Annotated in this window: 20 protein-coding genes; 10 read left to right on the forward strand and 10 right to left on the reverse strand. The window is 64.0% G+C overall.

Annotated elements, in window-relative coordinates; all coding sequences use genetic code 11:
- Positions 1-76: 76 nt before the first annotated feature.
- Positions 77-889: a decaprenylphospho-beta-D-erythro-pentofuranosid-2-ulose 2-reductase gene (gene dprE2 / locus RM2_RS11285; RefSeq protein ID WP_072689132.1), complete on the reverse strand. Its 813-nt coding sequence runs from the start codon at positions 887-889 to the stop codon at positions 77-79.
- Positions 890-2,323, reverse strand: coding sequence for a decaprenylphosphoryl-beta-D-ribose oxidase (gene dprE1, locus RM2_RS11290; RefSeq protein ID WP_072689134.1), 1,434 nt, complete (start codon positions 2,321-2,323; stop codon positions 890-892).
- Positions 2,324-2,398: 75 nt separating this feature from the next.
- Here dprE1 and RM2_RS11295 point away from each other — a divergent pair, with 75 nt between their 5' ends.
- The 3 genes from RM2_RS11295 to RM2_RS11305 all read left to right on the forward strand — a co-directional run bounded on the left by RM2_RS11295 (position 2,399) and on the right by RM2_RS11305 (position 5,101).
- Complete coding sequence (locus tag RM2_RS11295; protein ID WP_084721756.1) at positions 2,399-2,893, forward strand: GtrA family protein; 495 nt, start codon at positions 2,399-2,401, stop codon at positions 2,891-2,893.
- Positions 2,894-2,965: 72 nt separating this feature from the next.
- Complete coding sequence (locus tag RM2_RS11300; RefSeq protein WP_307718087.1) at positions 2,966-3,937, forward strand: PIN domain-containing protein; 972 nt, start codon at positions 2,966-2,968, stop codon at positions 3,935-3,937.
- Positions 3,938-4,066: 129 nt separating this feature from the next.
- Complete coding sequence (locus RM2_RS11305; protein WP_072689136.1) at positions 4,067-5,101, forward strand: alpha/beta hydrolase; 1,035 nt, start codon at positions 4,067-4,069, stop codon at positions 5,099-5,101.
- A 4-nt stretch (positions 5,102-5,105) separates the two neighbouring features.
- Here RM2_RS11305 and RM2_RS11310 read toward each other — a convergent pair whose 3' ends face one another.
- Genes RM2_RS11310 through RM2_RS11320 form a run of 3 tightly spaced genes read right to left on the reverse strand, consistent with a single transcriptional unit; the run spans position 5,106 to position 7,529 of the window.
- Complete coding sequence (locus RM2_RS11310; RefSeq protein WP_072689138.1) at positions 5,106-6,182, reverse strand: S1C family serine protease; 1,077 nt, start codon at positions 6,180-6,182, stop codon at positions 5,106-5,108.
- Positions 6,183-6,191: 9 nt separating this feature from the next.
- Positions 6,192-7,001 (reverse strand): enoyl-CoA hydratase, encoded by an 810-nt coding sequence (locus tag RM2_RS11315; protein ID WP_072689140.1) that lies wholly within the window; start codon positions 6,999-7,001, stop codon positions 6,192-6,194.
- 21 nt (positions 7,002-7,022) lie between these two features.
- Positions 7,023-7,529: an SRPBCC family protein gene (locus tag RM2_RS11320; RefSeq protein WP_072689417.1), complete on the reverse strand. Its 507-nt coding sequence runs from the start codon at positions 7,527-7,529 to the stop codon at positions 7,023-7,025.
- A gap of 293 nt (positions 7,530-7,822) precedes the next feature.
- Between RM2_RS11320 and RM2_RS24900 the strand changes: the two genes are divergently transcribed.
- Positions 7,823-7,960 (forward strand): hypothetical protein, encoded by a 138-nt coding sequence (locus RM2_RS24900; protein ID WP_218017221.1) that lies wholly within the window; start codon positions 7,823-7,825, stop codon positions 7,958-7,960.
- Positions 7,961-8,310: 350 nt separating this feature from the next.
- Here RM2_RS24900 and RM2_RS23890 read toward each other — a convergent pair whose 3' ends face one another.
- The 4 genes from RM2_RS23890 to merA form a co-directional block, all read right to left on the reverse strand.
- The gene (locus RM2_RS23890; RefSeq protein WP_139277735.1) at positions 8,311-9,498 is read right to left on the reverse strand and encodes a hypothetical protein; all 1,188 of its coding nucleotides are present in this window, start codon (positions 9,496-9,498) and stop codon (positions 8,311-8,313) included.
- Between the two features lie 596 nt (positions 9,499-10,094).
- Entirely contained in the window at positions 10,095-10,256 is a 162-nt protein-coding gene (locus tag RM2_RS24480) for a hypothetical protein (protein WP_169846713.1), read from the reverse strand.
- 278 nt (positions 10,257-10,534) lie between these two features.
- Positions 10,535-11,173, reverse strand: coding sequence for an organomercurial lyase MerB (gene merB, locus RM2_RS11325; protein WP_072689141.1), 639 nt, complete (start codon positions 11,171-11,173; stop codon positions 10,535-10,537).
- 33 nt (positions 11,174-11,206) lie between these two features.
- Positions 11,207-12,640: a mercury(II) reductase gene (gene merA, locus RM2_RS11330; protein WP_072689143.1), complete on the reverse strand. Its 1,434-nt coding sequence runs from the start codon at positions 12,638-12,640 to the stop codon at positions 11,207-11,209.
- Positions 12,641-12,773: 133 nt separating this feature from the next.
- Between merA and RM2_RS11335 the strand changes: the two genes are divergently transcribed.
- The 3 genes from RM2_RS11335 to RM2_RS11340 are packed head-to-tail and all read left to right on the forward strand — an operon-like array spanning position 12,774 to position 14,067.
- A complete protein-coding gene (locus RM2_RS11335; RefSeq protein ID WP_072689145.1) occupies positions 12,774-13,148 on the forward strand; it encodes an ArsR/SmtB family transcription factor in 375 nt (124 codons plus the stop codon).
- Positions 13,145-13,294, forward strand: coding sequence for a hypothetical protein (locus RM2_RS24485; protein WP_169846714.1), 150 nt, complete (start codon positions 13,145-13,147; stop codon positions 13,292-13,294). The genes RM2_RS11335 and RM2_RS24485 overlap by 4 nt, the downstream gene beginning before the upstream one ends.
- Positions 13,291-14,067, forward strand: a complete 777-nt coding sequence (locus RM2_RS11340) for a sulfite exporter TauE/SafE family protein (RefSeq protein WP_072689147.1) — start codon at positions 13,291-13,293, stop codon at positions 14,065-14,067. Before RM2_RS24485 ends, RM2_RS11340 begins: the two co-directional genes overlap by 4 nt.
- 59 nt (positions 14,068-14,126) lie before the next feature.
- Here RM2_RS11340 and RM2_RS11345 read toward each other — a convergent pair whose 3' ends face one another.
- Entirely contained in the window at positions 14,127-14,408 is a 282-nt protein-coding gene (locus RM2_RS11345; protein ID WP_072689149.1) for a hypothetical protein, read from the reverse strand.
- A 113-nt stretch (positions 14,409-14,521) separates the two neighbouring features.
- Between RM2_RS11345 and RM2_RS11350 the strand changes: the two genes are divergently transcribed.
- From RM2_RS11350 to RM2_RS11360, 3 genes are read left to right on the forward strand one after another with little or no spacing between them, the layout of a single operon-like run.
- Entirely contained in the window at positions 14,522-14,896 is a 375-nt protein-coding gene (locus tag RM2_RS11350) for a hemophore-related protein (RefSeq protein ID WP_072689151.1), read from the forward strand.
- Between the two features lie 25 nt (positions 14,897-14,921).
- Positions 14,922-15,620: a response regulator transcription factor gene (locus RM2_RS11355; protein WP_072689153.1), complete on the forward strand. Its 699-nt coding sequence runs from the start codon at positions 14,922-14,924 to the stop codon at positions 15,618-15,620.
- The gene (locus tag RM2_RS11360) at positions 15,617-16,936 is read left to right on the forward strand and encodes a sensor histidine kinase (protein ID WP_072689155.1); all 1,320 of its coding nucleotides are present in this window, start codon (positions 15,617-15,619) and stop codon (positions 16,934-16,936) included. The genes RM2_RS11355 and RM2_RS11360 overlap by 4 nt, the downstream gene beginning before the upstream one ends.
- Positions 16,937-16,946 lie beyond the last annotated feature (10 nt).

The following is a 16,946-nucleotide window of genomic DNA, read 5'->3' on the forward strand; positions in this document are numbered from 1 at the left end:
GCTGTCGAGAGGGACTTTCGGGCGGGTGCTACGTCTGCTTCCGTCGTCTCTGCTTCAACCGTCACAAGGGCGAAGCTTAGATGGGCAGCTTCTTGAATATCGGACGTGGGATGTGCCGCAGGATCATCATCACGTACCGGAAGGCGCCGGGAGCCCAGACGAGATCCTTGCCCTTCTCCGCCGAAGTGACGGCGAGCTTGGCCACGTCTTCCTTGTTCACAGTGAGCGGGGCTTCCTTGACGCCCGCGGACTTCCAGTGCTCGATCGTGGTCCGAGTGCGGACTTGACCGGGACGGATGACGAGCACGCGCGGACCGAATTCGCGGAGGGCCTCACCGAGGCCGAGATAAAACCCGTCGAGTCCGGCCTTGGTCGAGCCGTACACGAAGTTGGAGCGGCGCACACGCTCGCCGGCGGCGGACGACATGGCGATGATCTGTCCGTAGCCCTGCGCCTTCATCTTCTCGCCCACCAGCACGCCGACGGAAACGGCGGCGGTGTAGTTGACCTGGGCGATCTGAACAGCCTTGCGCTGGTTCTGCCACAATTCCTCGGCGTCGCCGAGCAGGCCGAACGCGACGATGGCAACGTCGACGTCGCCCGCGGGAGCGGAGCCTGCGGAGTGACCCTTCGCCTTGGCCCAGGCTTCGTCGATCACCTTGGGGTGGGTTTCGGTGTCGATGGCGTCGAAGTCGATCACGTCGACGGCGTTGGCGCCGGCGGCCTGCAGTTGGGCCACGGCGGCGTCGCGACCGGGGTCGCCGGGCAGCGTCGCGAGAATCACCCGCATCGGCGCCTTCTTCAGGTATTCCTCGCAGATGGCGAGACCGATCTCAGACGTGCCACCGAGGAGCAGGAGGGTTTGGGGGTTGCCGACAGCGTTGATCACTTACAGTTCCAACCTTCTGGACATATCGGAGGCGAAGACATTGGTGGGGTCGTACTTGCGGCGAGTGGCGGTCCACTCGTCGATCCGCGGGTACATGGCGTGGAAGGTCTCGGCGGTGGTCCGCGAGTCCTTGGCCATATAAAGACGGCCGCCGAACTTCAGCACGCGCTTGTCGAGTTCGGTGACGAACTCGTTCAGGCCGGGCTTGATGCGGAAGTCGACGCAGATGTTCCAGCCAGGGATCGGGAAGCTCAGCGGGGCTTTGTTGCCCTCACCGAACAGCTTGAAGACATTGAGGAACGAGTGGTGCCCCGACGCCTGAATGTCGCGGATGATGGCCTTGAACTCCTCGACCGCGGTGGTCGGCACCACGAACTGGTACTGCAGGAATCCGTTGGATCCGTAGGCGCGGTTCCACTCACCGAACATGTCGAGCGGATGGTAGAACTGCGTCAAGTTTTGAACCTTGTCGCGGTAGGTGCCGGACTTCCGGAACCACAACTCGCCGATCATCGAGAAGTTGAACTTGTTCGCCAGTCCGTTCGGGAAGACGTCCGGAAAGGTCAGCAACTGCGGCGCGTCGAACGCGAGGGGGTTCTTCTGCAGCTTGGGCGGCAGTTGATCCAGTTTCGCCAGCGATCCACGGGAGATCGCGGCGCGACCCAGTTTCGGCGGTGCGGCGATGGCGTCGAACCAGGCGCTCGAGTACTCGTAGTTGGCCTCGCTGCCGTCGCTGTGCAGTGCGATGGTCTCGTCGAGCGTCTGGGTGACGTCGCCGTCGGCGATGAAGTACGCCGTCTCGGTGGGCGTCATCTTGATGGTGGCCTGGAGGATGATGCCCGTCAGGCCCATGCCGCCGATCGTCGCCCAGAACAGGGCGCCCTTGGCGTCGGCGCGACCGCCCTTCGGGGTCAGCGTGCGAACCCTGCCATCGGCGGTGAGCAGATCCAATGACACGACGTGGCTGCCGAAACTGCCGGCGCTGTGATGGTTCTTGCCGTGGATGTCGGAGGCAATCGCGCCGCCGATGGTGACCTGGCGGGTGCCTGGTAGTACCGGAACCCACAGGCCGAACGGCAGCGCCGCCTTCATCAGCCGGTCCAGATTGACGCCGGCGTCGGCCACCACTAGTTGTGTGTCGCGGTCGATACGGTGGATCCCGTTCAGCGCATTCATGTCGATGACCAGGCCACCGGCGTTCTGCGCCGGGTCGCCGTAGGAGCGGCCGAGGCCTCGGGCGATCACCCCCCGCTGCAAGTGTGTGGGCTTCGACTCGTTCTGCTCCGCGACCTGGGCGACCGCCTTCGCGATCACTTCGACGTCGGGAGTGGACAGGACCTGCGCCGTGGTGGGAGCGGTCCGTCCCCAGCCGGTGAGGGTGCGGGTCTGTGTGGGTAGCGCCGGGGTCGGCGTCTCTTCTGGTGTCGTGGACATCGAGGTAGAGGTTACCTGCCGGTCATTATGTCGGCAGGGGCTGTGACGCTCCGGTGCGGCGTCGACGGGTCTTCGATGGTTAGTCTCGTCGTCGTGTCAGAAACCCAGCCGAGCCGCGACCACGAGCCACACGTTCCGCTCCCCGTCGAGATCCCTGTCACCCAGAACATCGCGGACGACGCGCTGGACCTGAAGACGCAGGTCGTCAGGTTCATCCTGACCGGCGGGTTGTCGGCCGTCGTGGACCTCGGTCTGTACTTCCTGTTGTTTGAGGTGGCTGGACTCCCGCTGTCCGTCGCGAAGTCGATCAGTTTCATCGCGGGCACCACCACCGCGTACCTGATCAACCGCCGCTGGACATTCAAGGCCGAGGCGAGCCGAGCTCGCTTCATCGCTGTCGTACTTCTCTACGCGGTCACGTTCGCCGTGCAGGTGGGCCTCAACGGGGTGCTGTACGGGGTATTCCCCGACGAGTGGTGGCGTCTGCCGCTCGCGTTCGTGATCGCCCAGGGCACGGCCACCGTCATCAACTTCGTCGTGCAGCGCGCGGTGATCTTCAAGATCCGGTAGACGCGAATCGCCCTTTTCCGGTACCGGGCCTACTCTCCTCTCCATAGCGACTGTGCAAGAGAGGTGGAGCAGGTGACTCACCTTGGTGCGAATGCGGTCCGCGAAGGGCAGAATCAGACGATGCTGATAGTTCTCGATACCTCGGCGGTGGCGTGGAATCCGCGCTTCGAGGCTTTCGTGCGCACGGCAATCGGCCAGGGTGCACGCGTGGTGGTTCCGCGTCTCGTTCTGCTCGAGTTGATTCACCGCTGCGAGCAGGAGTCGGCCGCCATGATCGAGGCACTCACGGTCCGGTCGAGGATGTACGACAGGCTGGGGCTACGAGAAAACCTCACCCAGTTCGTGGATGCCGCCAGGGCGAAGGCTAAGGGTTACGCCGAGGAGGTGGCTGGTGAACTAGAGGGGCTGGGCATAGACATCGTGGAACCGGTGGATTCCTCGCACGTGGAGATCGCCCTTCGCGCCGTGCGGTGCCGTCGGCCATACCTGGACAGGAAGCGGCACGACGGCTATCCGGACACGGTGAACTGGCTCACGGTCCTGAATCTGGCCGACCGAAATCCGGCCGACGAGGTGGTGTGGGTCAGCGCGAACTCCCGGGCCTTCGGTAGCGGCGAGACTTCGATGTGGCACGACGAGATCTGGGCAGAATTACACGACCGAGGCCTCGAGCGCCGCGTGCGATGGGCGGTCGACCTCGCCGACGTGAGTCTGGCCGAAAAAAAGTTTGCGGAAGCGGAACACCCACGCCGTGATCAGCTCGTCGAACCGGCCAGCGGAACACCTGTCTTGCCCGCCGCGCCGGTCCCGGATCCGCTCGGCGCGCCGACGGAGCAGTCGGTGTCCGCGGACGAACAGGTTGCTGTCGTGTTGCCACCGTCGTCTCCCGTTCAGGTGGAGCGACCCCGCGTTCCGCCCCAGCGCATCCAGCCGCCAGACAACGCGAATCGCCGCAAACGCCGCGGCCTCGCCAGAATCATCGGCGGACGCAAGCGCACAGTGACCGTGGTGGAGGAACTCGACGACCTCGATCTCGGACAATAACAATTGGTCCATTCTTGATAACGACTTGGGACACGCCCCCTGATAGCCGACGCAGACGCCCCTTCGATACCTAGCGTGGAGGGGACGTACCGATCAACGACAATCGGTACAGGCGAGTAGGGAGCGGGCATGAAATCTGTGCCGAACCACCGCAAGCCGTCCGAGCAGCCGAGTGGCAAACCCAATATTCAGTATCGTTCGGGAGCCAGGCTCGCGGGGCCGAGCGTCGAATCCCAGATCCTCTACAGTGCATTCAGATGGTTTGTCAGGCCCGTCGCCAAGATTGCCCCGATCAATGATTCGGCGATCCGCGGCGCTGCGTTGCTGGATAAAGCGGCCGTGTTTCGTCCGGCTTCTGGCGTTAGCAGGCAGCGAGTGCGATTGCCCGGATTCGACGCCGAGATCGTGCGTGCGGCAAATGTTTCGCCTGATCTGAGTAACGGCGTCGTCCTCTACATCCACGGCGGCGGATTCGTATCTTGTGGACTGAATACTCATCGACCAGTGGTGGCCACCATCGCCAAGTTGACGGGGCTGCCGGTGATGCATGTGCGATACCGGCAACTTCCCGACACCAACATCAGTGGTTCGGTGGAAGACTGCCTGACGGCGTACAAGTGGCTGCTCGAAAACGGGGCCCGCGCGGACGGGACCGTGTTCGTCGGTGATTCCGCGGGCGGATTCCTGGTGTTCGCGACGGCATTGACGGCGAGTGCGGAGGGCGTCGATCTGCCCGCCGGCCTTGTGGGACTTTCACCTCTGCTCGATCTGGACTGCGCCGACAAGTTCGAGCACGCCAACGCCACCCGCGACGTGTTCGCCCAAGTGGATGCGATCGCCGCCATTGGAAGGCTCGGTGGTGAAGTGAACGGCGTACTGGACCACGCACTTTCCCCGGTGAACGGCAACCTCGAAGCGCTGCCGCCCTCATTGCTGTTCGCCGCGGAAGGCGAGGTGTTGCGATGGGATTCGGAGTTGATGGCTGACCGTCTGAGCGCCGCGGGTGTTCCGACGACCCTGCAGATCTGGGAGGGGCAGGTTCATGCCTTCCCGGTATTTTGGCCGGGACTGCCTGAAAGCCGTGTGGTGCTTCGCCGTATCGCGCGGTTCGTCGAGACGCACGTTCAACCGGGCCACGGGATCGTCCGGGGTAAAACCGCCTGACGTCCTATCGTGGCGGGCTTTCCTCGAGGGTGATCATCGTCGTGTGTTGCTGTCCACCTTCGTCGAACCAGCGCACCTCCACGGTATCTCCGGGATGTCGCGCAATCATGAGTTCGTCGAGATCGGCCGACGATCGGACGGGAATTCCAGCGAAATCGGTTATGACATCACCGATTTCGATTCCCACATCGTCCGCCGGGGTGTCGAGGCTGACCCACAGCACCTCAGCGCCCCGGTCTTGGTCCCTGACGCTGATACCGAGCAGCGGAGTGTCGCCGATGTGCACGGTGGCGGATGTCTTTCCGGCACGAATCTGATCGACGATCGTCATGGCGGTGACGATCGGTACCGCATACGACCTCGGCTGGGAGGGCGCAGGTTCCGACGGGTCCGAGTCGGCATTGCCAGCCGTGTTGACACCGATCACGGTGGCGGCGGCATCGACTAGCGGGCCACCGGAGTGGCCCGGGCGAACCGGGACGTCCACCTCGATCATTCCGTCCAGCCGATTCAGGGAACCATCGGTGGAACTGCGGGTGGTGATCGCCTGCTCGATGTCGGTCACGACACCGCGGGCCGTCACCGGCAGTCCGTCCCCTTCCGCGTTGCCCACCGCGGTCACGGGATCACCGATCCGGGCGGTCGAATCCTCGGCGAGCGTCACGGGTACGAGACCGCGCGCGCCCTGGAGTTGGAGTACGGCGATATCGCGAGAACTGTCGTAGCCGAGGACATCCACCACGTACCTCGCTCCGTTGCCGAGGCTCACGGCGGTGATGTCGAGTGCGCCGTCGATCACGTGATGGTTGGTAAGGACTATGCCGTCGGGTGTGAGCACGATTCCCGTTCCCGCGGTTTCGATGAGCCCTGAATCCGCGACGAGGGTGACGATCGCCGGTATCACCCTGGCCTCGACCTCCTCCGATGTGAGGACGAGGGGTATCTCGGCAGGCTGGGTGGCGGGCGGGTCCACCGTGACCAAAGGAGGTCCGGACTCGCGGATCTGCGGCGCGGTCAGCACAAGAGCGCCGGTCACCGCCGCGGCCACGGCGATGACGGATGCGACGCGAGACCCAGTCACGCCAGGTGCCTAGCGAGTGTCCCGGAACTGCGGTTCGCGCTTATCCTTCCGCGCGGCGGTGGCCTCCTCGAAGTTGTCGGTGAGCAGTCGCACCAGCAACTGTCCGAGTCCCTCCTGATTGATGTGCGATTCGAGGGAGGCTGCATCGAGTCCTGACCACAGCGTGCGCTTGGTCAATTCGAGCCCGGGTCTGGAGAACCGGGACATGCGCTCGGCAAGGTCGAGGCATTCGTCGAGGAGATCCTCGCCGGGGACGCAACGCGACACGAGCCCGATCCGCTCGGCTTCGTTTGCATGCACGTCCCGCCCGGACAGCATGATTTCGAACGCCCGGGACGAACCGATCGCGCGCGGCAACAGGTAGCTCAGGCCCAATTCGCTCGAGGTGAGGCCGTTGTTGATTCCTGCCGCCCGGAAGTAGGCGTCCTCCGAGGCGATCCGGATATCGGAGGCGAGTGCGAGGCACAACCCGCCTCCGATGGCAGCGCCGTTGACGGCACTGATCACCGGTTGATGCATTCGACGCAATCCAAGGACGACGTTGTCCAGCATCTCCATCGCTCGTAGCGCGACGGTCGGGGGAGTCAGGCCCTCGATGTGCGGGAGGGTGCCCGCGGACCGCTGATCGGCGCCGGAGCAGAAACCGCGGCCGGCGCCGGTCACGACCACCGCGCGCACCGAATTGTCGTTGCTGATCTCGTCCAGCGCTTCTCGGAACGGAATCATCACGTCGAACGCCATTGCATTCATGCGTTCGGGACGGTTGAGCGTCACCAGGGCGATGCCCGGCCGCGGATGGTCGACGAGGACGAAGTTCACGGATCTATACTAGAACGTGTTTCAATTCGAGGAGTCGATTTGCGGACGGGGAAGTCCAGGGGCGACGGTGCGCGCGAGGATGCCGAGTGTGGCGCGCAGTGCCGTCTCCGAGATGACCGGGAAGATTCCGGCCTCACGCCACACAGGGTCGATCGCCGACCAGTCATAGAAGGACGTCACCGCCGTCCCCTCGTCGATCGGCTCGAGTCTGTAGCCGTAGACGTGCCCGATCTGCGGGCGGATCCGGCCGAGGATCTTCCACGAGATCTCCCGATCGGGCACGAACGTCTCGATCGTCACGGTCACGTCGTAGAGACCGAGGTCGACGTCGTTCAGCGCGTCGCGGTCCATGTGCACGACGAAGGTGTCGCCCGCCGCCGTGACGGGGTCACCCTCGGCGGACATCAGCATTCCGGAACTGTCGATCGACACATGTCCTTCGGGGTCGCAGAGCACGCCGAAGATCTTCGCCGGGTCTGCGGCGATCGCCCGCCGGACCTCGATCCTCTCGCTTGTCGTTGTTGTCATGGCTGCATCCTGCCACCACTGCACGTCGCCGAGGTGGTGTGCTCCGGGACCTGAACCAGTCACGTGCTGCGCCACCATGGCAAGTAGTTCTCAGCGCGGATTGTGAGTCGCGCCGGATTCTTTTTCGACGGAGAGGTTTCCGAAGCAGTGCCAATCGCCGAGATCGGCTACATCACACGCTTTTCCAGCTCGGCCGAACTTGCCCGCTACTCCGGCTGCGGTCCGACACTCGTCTACTCATCCGACAAGGAACGCCGCCGTCTTCACGGAGGAAACATCGCTGCCTCAACAGCGTGCTCTATACAGCAGCTATCGCGCAGAAGAGATGGCATCCCGCCGCGCAAAAACTACTGGCTCGGCACGAACCCGACGAGGGCGCCCGCAGCGCATCCTTCAGCGCCATCTCGTCGATGTCATTCACCGTGCAATGACCACGGGCCAGGTGTCCTGGCGGCACCACATCACACGACACCAACCCGCCGCTTGACAAAGAAGCGTCAACGGGTTGATCTGTGAGTTCCTGCCCAAGGGCATCGACATCGGGCGTGCCTCGGATTCTTCACCCCACGTGACGTGTCCACCATGCTCCTGATCGACTCCGTTGCTTCCACGGCTCGCACCGCCCAGTGCAGTTTCTCTGCGGTTCATCAACGGGTTCGTTGATGAAGAATATGGTCGGTATTTTCGGTCGCACCGGCCGGCGGGAGAATCGCGCCGGATTCGACTAATATGCCGAGGTCAGTGTGATCGATCACTACTACGCTTCATCACGAAGACCCGATTATTCAGTACCACTCTGGAACGTCGATAGGCCACAGCCAAATGTACCTACTGCGACGTCAGTGGAAAATATTGTCATCTTTCCACCAAAGTCTGTACAGGAACCATGTTGCCTGACGAATAACGACCCATCATCGGCCCGCGCCGCGACACTCCAGACGCCGTCCCCTTCAGAGTGTGTGTAAACACCATTCACTATATCTGTCTGAACCTTGTAGACTCCGTCCGAAAACGATTTAGCAGGTTTCGACCCCACCACTGATCCCCCATATTCCTCATTGACGACTTCTTGGTCGATAGTGCACTGGTCTAACTCGACACCACTTTTTCCTTCGCAACTAGACACGGTTCCTGGTGAAATCAGGGTTGAGACTGATGCCAGCGCCTCCGCCCCGGCGTTTACAGCCGACGTCGGTGTGTCGCGGGGTGCACAACGGATGCTGACAAACCCATGGGTGTCTGGCTCCAAAAAGTTACCTGCGTCGTCGTTCTGTGACAGGAATGTGAGAAAATTTCTCGGATTTTTGTACTCGTTCGCGGGGGAGCCGGCGCGAAGCTTCAATGGGATTGTTGTTCCGGGAGCATTGGCGGCTTTCACGGTCACCTGGAAGCTGGGGAACACAATCTGGGGGTCGGTACCGACATTCGTTTTACCAGCGGTGAAACCCCCGGCCGCGTTACCATTGGCATTGGGTCCATTAAACGACTGGACGCCGTTTACCGTCCTTCGCTCTGTCTTATTGTCGACGGCCATCCGCAGAAACTTCCCCTCCGGGTCCTCGTTTCCCTGGTCGTCGATTCGTATAATAGATGTTGGCTGACTGCTTCCTGTAGGGGTCGTATCCCCCTGCAGGTTTTTCCCCACTGCGGCCGAAACGAATTCCGTCCCCTCTGGGATAGCTATGTCGACCTTGATCCGCTGGGCATTGGTTATCGGATGTTCATCACTATGGGGGTCAAACTCGGTATGAATGTCGAGAGTTCTCAAGCCGATGGAATAGGTGAAAGTATCTCCGGGAAGCACCGTTTTGGGGTACCTAACGTCAACACTAACTTTATTGTTGGCACCAAAAATGTCATCGACTTGTCTGTTAACTGGGTCGGGGATAAAAAGGTTAGCTCCAAGTTTTCCATGTCCATTAGCGAATGCGTGACAACTGGTGTCGAAACTCACCACAGAATCAGCCATATTGGGATCGGTGGCGGCCGAAGCAGGCAATCCCGCAAACAACAGTGGAGCCCCGATCATAAGCACAGAAGCCGACAAACGGCCTATATTGAACATTGTCCGGGATCCCTTCGATTCGCCAATATTCCGGTGAAACTGAACGTGTTGGTTCTACTTTCGGTGTACGGACAGACATCCGTTGAAGGTGGTCCAGAAGGCGTTGAGGGTCTTCTCCCACAGGTCAGTCTCGCTGGGAACGGGCTGGGGGCTTTGACCGCTGTGTGGACCCGCGCATTGATCGAACCAATGGCATTGGTTGCTCGGGCCACAGCGAGAATGTGCATGTCCAACTAGCCGACCGCGCCCTGTCCAAGTCTGCAATATCTCATCGTTAATCGGATCAGTCACAGTGGTACCTCTGTTCCTCAGGAGTACTGAACCATCCCAGGATTCATTCATGCTTACTCGTGACCGGAGACACTGTCAACTGGTTTGGGGACAGCTTGAACAACGGTTGATCTGATCTTGGTTCGACACGCGGTGCAGCGCTTGGCGGGAAGGGTGCAGTGGTTGTCGAATGCGAGAGTTGTTGACTTCCAGGGCCGTCGACTGCACTTTCACGTCTCAGCACCAGGTCGGCCGCGAGTCGACTGCCCGGCCCGGGCGATGTTCGACTGCCCGGCCCGGGCGATGTTCGACTGCCCGGCCCGGGCGATGTTCGACTGCCCGGCCCGGGCGATGTTCGACTGCCCGGCCCGGCGGTGGAGGATGACGGCCACGTTCCTCGAGGGGTCATCACTTGCGACCTGGGGCCGGGACGGACGGTGAACCGGTCCTTGTCGAACATCGCATTCCACATATACCCATCCCGAAACTTATCTCCAGCCAGGAGGGCGCGCATGCGCAATGAACTGGAGGTATGTGTGTCGGACAGTGTGATTGACGAACTAGTCGGGTTGCGCGAATGCGATCCCGTTTCGGACCCAAATAAGTGCTTCGTTTCACTGAAATTGGATGGGTTCGTCATGGTCTCACCGTGTCATCGTTAATCCCAGTGTCACGATTGATGCCCGGCGCCAGCGAGGAGGGCTTGGGTGAGGGGTCGGCCGAGGTCGTAGGCGTCGGCGACGGGCATCACGGTGGCTCCTGGGTGCTGGTCGAGCCAGTCGGTCGCGGATTCGGGGTCGGCAAAGAAGTGGACCTGGTTGCAGAAGGCGGCACGGATGGACGCACAGGTGTTCGGGGTGACGATCGACACGACGGCGGTGGCCGGTTCCACGCTGGTGACCCGGTCCGGTTCCACAGTGAGGCGTACAGGGGTGCCGGTGGCGTGACACGGGGAATTCACGTGGGCGGTGGCGGCGAGGACGGTGGGGAAGATCAGGGTGTCCATCGCGCACCAGGTGTAGAGGGTGTGTCCGCCGGTCTCGTAGCGGTGCGGGGTCGGGTTCTGGGTGAGGCCGCTGCCGACGATGCTGCCGTGCTCGTCGTATTCGGTGTCGGGGCTGTCGGTGAGTGCCTCCCGAACCTTGTCCGCGGTGCGGCCGGTGGCCTGCGCGATCTGCTCGACGGTCACCGGCCGTCCCTGGGCGAGGACCTGTAGCAGGGGCTGCCACAGCCAGGGTCGGGAGCTGGCACCGCCGCCGTTGAACGCGGCGGTGAGACTGGCGGTGAGCTGCTGGGCCTGGGTATCCATGAATGGGGGTCCTTCCGGGTCGTTGGGGATGGGTCAGCCGGCGCAGCAGGACAGTGTGGTCACGTCGCGGGTGAAGGTTTGGGCGGCGAGTTTGAGGGCTTCGCTCATCGTCAGGTAGGGGTGCCAGGTGTGGGCGATCTGGTCGATGGTCATGCCGGCGGTGAGGGCGTATGTGGCGGCGGTGATGATCTCCCCGGCCCCCTCGGCGATCAGGTGGGCGCCGAGTAGTTGCCCGGTGTCGGCGTGGGCAACGAGTTTGACCAGGCCGCGGGTGTCACGGTTGGCCACGGCGCGGGGCACATAGGCCAGGGGCAGGACCCGGCAGTCACACGGCAGACCGGCTTCGGCGGCCTGGGCGTCGGTCATTCCCACCGATGCGATGGCGGGGCTGGTGAAGGTGACCTTGGGCAGGTGCCGGTTGTCGATGCTGCGTTCGGCGTTGTCGAAGGCGTTGTCGGCGATCAGGGTTCCGTGGGCGGCGGCGACGTAGACGTACTGGGGGTCTCCGGTGACGTCCCCGGCGGCCCAGATCCGCGGGTTGGTGGTGCGCAGGTACTCATCGACCACCACCTGCCCGTGCTCGCCGGTCTTGACGCCGACCGAAGCCAGGTCCAGGGCCTCGGTGACGGGGCGGCGCCCGGTGGCCACCAGTAGTTGGTCGGTGTGCACGTCACGCTCGCCGCCGTCGGCGCCGCGGACGGTGGCGCGCATGCGGTCACCGTCGCGGGCGACCGCGACGATCCGGGTGTGGGTGTGGACGGTGATGCCCTCGTCGGTGAAGATGTCCTCGATCGCGGCGCTGACCTCCGGCTCCTCATGGGAAGCGAGCCGGGAGCGGACCGCCATGGTGACCTCGGTGCCCAGGCGGGCGAACAGCTGGGCCTGCTCCAGTGCGACGTAGCCGCCGCCGATCACCAGCATGGTGGTGGGCTGGTGGTCCAGGTCCATCGCGGTGGTGGAGGTCAGATAGCCGGTCTCGTGCAGTCCCTCGATGGGCGGGGCCCACGGGCTGGAGCCGGTGGCGATCAGGTAGTGGGCGGCCTCGATGCGGTCGGTGCCGCCGTCGGCGAGGTCCACGTGTAGTGCCGGGGCGTCGTCGCCGGTGAAGCGGGCGGTGCCGGTGATGATGTCCCAGCCGTAGTCCGCGGCCAGGTCCACGTACTTGTCGGCCCGCATGGACTGCACCAGGGTGTCCTTGCCGCCGATCAGGGCGGGGAAGTCGACCGGGCCGGCCTCGGTGTGAATGCCCGGGAAACGGGGGCCGTCGGTGGCGCCGCGGCGGGCCTCGGCGGCGGCCAGCAAAGCCTTCGACGGCACGCAGCCGGTGTTCACACACGTACCGCCGACCGTGCCGCGCTCCACCATCACCACGGACTTTCCCTTGCGGCGGGCCGCGATCGCGGCGGCGAATGCACCGCCGCCGGAGCCGATGACCGCCAGGTCGTAGTCGGATCGTGTGTGGGCCATCACGCCGCCTCCTCGATAAATCGGGACCCGGACACTCCGGAACCCCACTCGATATTATTCGCCTTGCCGAATATCACCATGCCACGATACTATGCGGCTAAGCGAATATTTCAAATTGTGGAGGCCCACCCCGATGCTCCGAACCCCGATCCCCACGGCACCAGCCGCCGACACGGTCGCGTGCACACATTCAGACACCACGGCCCGGTTCTTCCGCGCCCTGTCCGACCCCACCCGGTTGAAACTGTTGGAGTTCATCCTGGGTGGTGAGCGCACCTCCGCCGAGTGTGTCGAGCACGCCGGGATCTCGCAGCCGCGGGTCTCTGTCCACCTGTCGTGCCTGTCCGACTGCGGTTATGTCATCGCCCGCCGCGAGGGCCGCAAGCTGCGGTACTCCGTCGGTGACCCCCGGGTCGCGGATCTGGTGATGCTGGCGCGGTCGCTGGCCGCGGACAATGCCTCCGCCCTGGGCTGCTGCCCCCGCATCCCCGCCGACGGCGCGTCATGAACGACAACGGAAACCGCCCGGGAATGGGCGTGGTGTCGGCCGCGGTGGGTGGCGGCCTGTTGCTGGTGCCGTGTTGCGCCGCCCCCACTCTGGTCGCCGCACAACCCTGTGCCGTGGCCCCGAAACTTCGAGAGGTAATTTCGTGAATCTCACCGCAGTCCTGATCACCGGCCTGATCGCCGGCGGCATCACCTTTGCCGCAGGACAGGGAGGCCTGCTGACCGGGCTGATCACCCGGCAACGAACCCAGAACGCCGACTCGCCCACATCCGACACCGGCGGGCAACTCCAGACCCGGACCCGGACGGTGCTCGGCACGCTCGGCGACGACCTGGCGCCGGTCGGCGGCTTCCTCGCCGGCAAGCTCCTCTCGTACACCATCCTGGGCGCCCTTCTCGGCGCGTTGGGTTCGGTCGTGCAGCTCTCCTCAGGCGGGCGCGCCTGGCTGCAGATCGGCGCAGGGTTACTGATCATCGTGTTCGGCCTTGCACAGATCGGCGTGCCAGGCTTCCGGCGCATCGTGATCAAGCCACCGGCATCGTGGCTGAAGATCGTCCGGGGCCGCGCCCGTTCGCAGGAGGCCATGGCGTCGGCGATGCTCGGATTCACGACCATACTCCTTCCCTGCGGGGTCACCCTTTCCGTCGCGGTGCTCGCCTTGACATCAGGGTCCGCGTTCGACGGCGCCGCGATCATGGCCGTGTTCGTCATTGGGACCAGCCCGCTGTTCGCGGTCCTCGGCTACGCGGCCTGCAAGGCCGCGAACGTATGGAGCGGCCGGGTGGCGCTGGCGATCGGCCTCGTGGTCATCGCACTGGGCCTGTTCACTCTCAACCGCGGCCTCGAACTCGCCGGATCGCAGTGGGCTGCGAGCCACATCGCCGAGACGGTCGGCTTCAAAGCCGTCGCAGCGGAATGAGATTCCCCCGCTTCCCCGGAGGCTTTGTTCCTCAGACCCCCAGTTGAGCGGCAGCACTGCTACTGCACCTGTGTATGGGAATCGCTGCTGACAACTACTCCCAGGCGCGCGGTGCGTAGCTCGCCAAGGGTCCGCGCGAGTTGTTCGCGGAGCGCTCCGCTCTCGTCGCTGAGCGTCCGGATGCGCTGATGTGCGAGCTCAAGTCGTGTAAGCAGCGATTTGTCGCTTGCGCGGGCTTCGCTAGAAGCTGCTCGGGTGTTCTCGTGCTCGCGGCCTCCCTTGTTTGCCATCACCTGCGCCCGCCGTGGGTGCGCATCGGCCGCGGCCGGGTCCGCCGGCACCTCGACGGCTTCTCAGAGATTCCTCATGCGCGTTTATGGGTGGTTGAAGACGTGGCTCCTACTGTCGTAGACGCGGCAGACGCCGCTTGTCGACCATGGTGGGAGTTACGAATATGAATAGCTCGAACAAGATCTTTCGACGGGTTACGGTCGTGGCGATGGGAGTATTCGCGGCGGGCGCGCTGACGGTCCCGTTGGCGCAGGCGGCCCCCTCGGACCACATGGACCGAGCAGACAAGCCGGCGTGTACGGCCGAGCAGATCGACGCGGCCCGCGCCGAAACCGCGTCGAAAATGGCTGCCCTCTTCGAGGCTCATCCAGAGCTCAAAGATCGGGCTGCACAGATGAAGGACCTGCCCAGGGACCAGCGGAAGGCGCAGGCCCAGGCGAACCTCAACGAGAACCCGGAATTGGCCGCCGCGGTGAAAGATGCCCGATCGGCCAAATCTGAACTCCGTCAGGAGTGCAGCGTCCGCGGCGCCCGGTAGGTGATGAAGGGCAAGATCGTCGGGTATGAGCACTGATCCGAAGGTCTTGATGGTTGACGACGACCCCGACGTCCGGCATTCGGTAGCCCGAGGCCTGCGGATGTCGGGGTTCGCCGTCACCACGGCCGTCGACGGGCGTGACGCGCTACGTCAAATGAGCGCCGACGCCCCGGACGCCCTTGTACTCGACATACAGATGCCCGGCCTCGACGGTGTGGCGGTCGTGACGGCGTTGCGGGCCATGGGCAATGAGGTGCCGATCTGCGTGCTCAGCGCCCTTGACACCGTGAATGACCGGGTGGCGGGGTTGGAGGCTGGAGCCGACGACTACCTGATCAAACCCTTCGACATCACCGAACTGGTGGCGCGCCTGCGTGCGCTGCTTCGCCGGACCGCCGCGTCCGAGCCGATCGGCGGCACTGCGCGCGTCATCGGGCCACTCCAGATCGACCCGGCGCGAAGGCTCGTCTTCATCGACGGCACCAGGGTCGATCTGACCAAGCGCGAGTTCGAACTGCTCGCCGCGTTGAGTGAAGACGCGGGTGTCGTCTTCTCCCGTGAACGGCTGATGGAGTTGGTCTGGGGATACGACTTCGTCGCGGACACCAACGTCGTCGACGTGTTCATCAGCTATCTGCGCAGGAAACTCGAGGCCGGCGGCGCGGACCGCCTGGTGCAGACGGTTCGCGGTGTCGGATTCGTGCTCAGGGAGGAGTCGCGATGACCACCCCCGTGCGATCGCTGTCCGTCCGCGCCCGGGTGGCCTGGGCGGCTGGCCTCGCGGCCGCACTGGTGGTCCTTCTTGTGGCGGCGCTGACTGCGATCAACATGGTGGGCAACGAGTATCAGCAACGAGATCGCCGCGTGGAAGCAGTAGCGGAAGCGCTGGGGGGCAACGGCAATCCGATTACGCGTGGGCGGGGCTACGTGGCGACGGTGAGGCTTGACGGCACCGTCCTGCAGTCGACACCGGTCAGGCTTCCCCCGGCCGCGGAGGGGCTGACGACCGAGGTCGTGGACGGAGTGACCTATCGGGTGCGAACTCGCGCACTGGGCAGGCCGGAAGGTGCGCTGCTGTCGGTGGGAATCCCCCAGCCTCCCATACAAGCCGTGGTGGGCCGGTTGGCTCCCCGACTCGCCGTCGCCGGTGTGCTGGCGGTGGTACTGGCGGCGCTGTTGGGATGGTTGTTCGCCGGCCGTGCGGTGCGCCCGTTGCGCCAGTTGATCACCCAGACGCGCACGCTCACCGCGGACGGCCTGCACATGCCGCCGCGGGTGCGCGGAGCAGCCGAGGCGGAAGAGCTCGCCGAAGCGATCACCGACATGTGGAGCCGGATGAACTCCGCACAGGAACGTACCTGGACAGCGCTGGATTCGGCGCGCGGATTCGCCGCATCCGCAGCTCACGAGCTTCGCACCCCGCTCACAGCCATGCGCACGGACCTCGATATCGTGCGCACACATCCTCTCTCGAAACCGCAGCTCGACGAGATCGTAGGAGATCTCATCCGCACCCAACGTCGGGTCGAGTCGACTGTGACCGCTCTCGGTCAACTCGCCGCCGGCGAACTGATGCGGCCAGAGGACCGCATCCGTTTCGATGTCACCGAATTGTTCGATCGGGTGGCGCAGGAATGTTCGCGAACGCACCCGGCCGTCCACATCACGGTCCGGGGCGATCTCCCGGTGACGATGACGGGATGGCCCGACGGGATCCGACTCGCGTCAGACAACCTGCTGCGCAACGCGATCACACACGGAGGCGCAACGGAGATCGAGTTATCCGCTGTTCCGGTCGAAACCCCAGGTCGCCGTCCCGCGCTCGCATTGCGGGTGGACGACAACGGTGTCGGTCTGCCCGTCGACGAGCGGCAACGAGTCCTGCATCGTTTCGAACGGGGGAGCGCCGCACGCGCAGCAGGGTCGGGCCTCGGGTTGGCGCTCGTCTCTCAGCAAGCGGCACTGCACGGCGGCGACGTCGTGCTGTCGGACAGTCGTCTCGGCGGGCTGTGCGTTACGCTGACTGTCGACGGGTCCTAGCCTGATCCGA

Origin of the sequence: Rhodococcus marinonascens NBRC 14363 (genome assembly GCF_001894885.1) — a bacterium.
In the GTDB taxonomy this organism is placed as follows: Bacteria; Actinomycetota; Actinomycetes; order Mycobacteriales; family Mycobacteriaceae; genus Rhodococcus_F; species Rhodococcus_F marinonascens.

Bases quoted from the DNA above. Each gene is read 5' to 3' on its own strand.
- dprE1 (WP_072689134.1), bottom strand. From the start codon at position 2,323: ATGTCCACGACACCAGAAGAGACGCCGACCCCGGCGCTACCCACACAG.
- RM2_RS11295 (WP_084721756.1), top strand. From the start codon at position 2,399: ATGGTTAGTCTCGTCGTCGTGTCAGAAACCCAGCCGAGCCGCGACCAC.
- RM2_RS11305 (WP_072689136.1), top strand. From the start codon at position 4,067: ATGAAATCTGTGCCGAACCACCGCAAGCCGTCCGAGCAGCCGAGTGGC.
- RM2_RS11320 (WP_072689417.1), bottom strand. From the start codon at position 7,529: ATGACAACAACGACAAGCGAGAGGATCGAGGTCCGGCGGGCGATCGCC.
- RM2_RS23890 (WP_139277735.1), bottom strand. From the start codon at position 9,498: ATGGCTGATTCTGTGGTGAGTTTCGACACCAGTTGTCACGCATTCGCT.
- merB (WP_072689141.1), bottom strand. From the start codon at position 11,173: ATGGATACCCAGGCCCAGCAGCTCACCGCCAGTCTCACCGCCGCGTTC.
- merA (WP_072689143.1), bottom strand. From the start codon at position 12,640: ATGGCCCACACACGATCCGACTACGACCTGGCGGTCATCGGCTCCGGC.
- RM2_RS11335 (WP_072689145.1), top strand. From the start codon at position 12,774: ATGCTCCGAACCCCGATCCCCACGGCACCAGCCGCCGACACGGTCGCG.
- RM2_RS24485 (WP_169846714.1), top strand. From the start codon at position 13,145: ATGAACGACAACGGAAACCGCCCGGGAATGGGCGTGGTGTCGGCCGCG.
- RM2_RS11350 (WP_072689151.1), top strand. From the start codon at position 14,522: ATGAATAGCTCGAACAAGATCTTTCGACGGGTTACGGTCGTGGCGATG.
- RM2_RS11355 (WP_072689153.1), top strand. From the start codon at position 14,922: ATGAGCACTGATCCGAAGGTCTTGATGGTTGACGACGACCCCGACGTC.
- RM2_RS11360 (WP_072689155.1), top strand. From the start codon at position 15,617: ATGACCACCCCCGTGCGATCGCTGTCCGTCCGCGCCCGGGTGGCCTGG.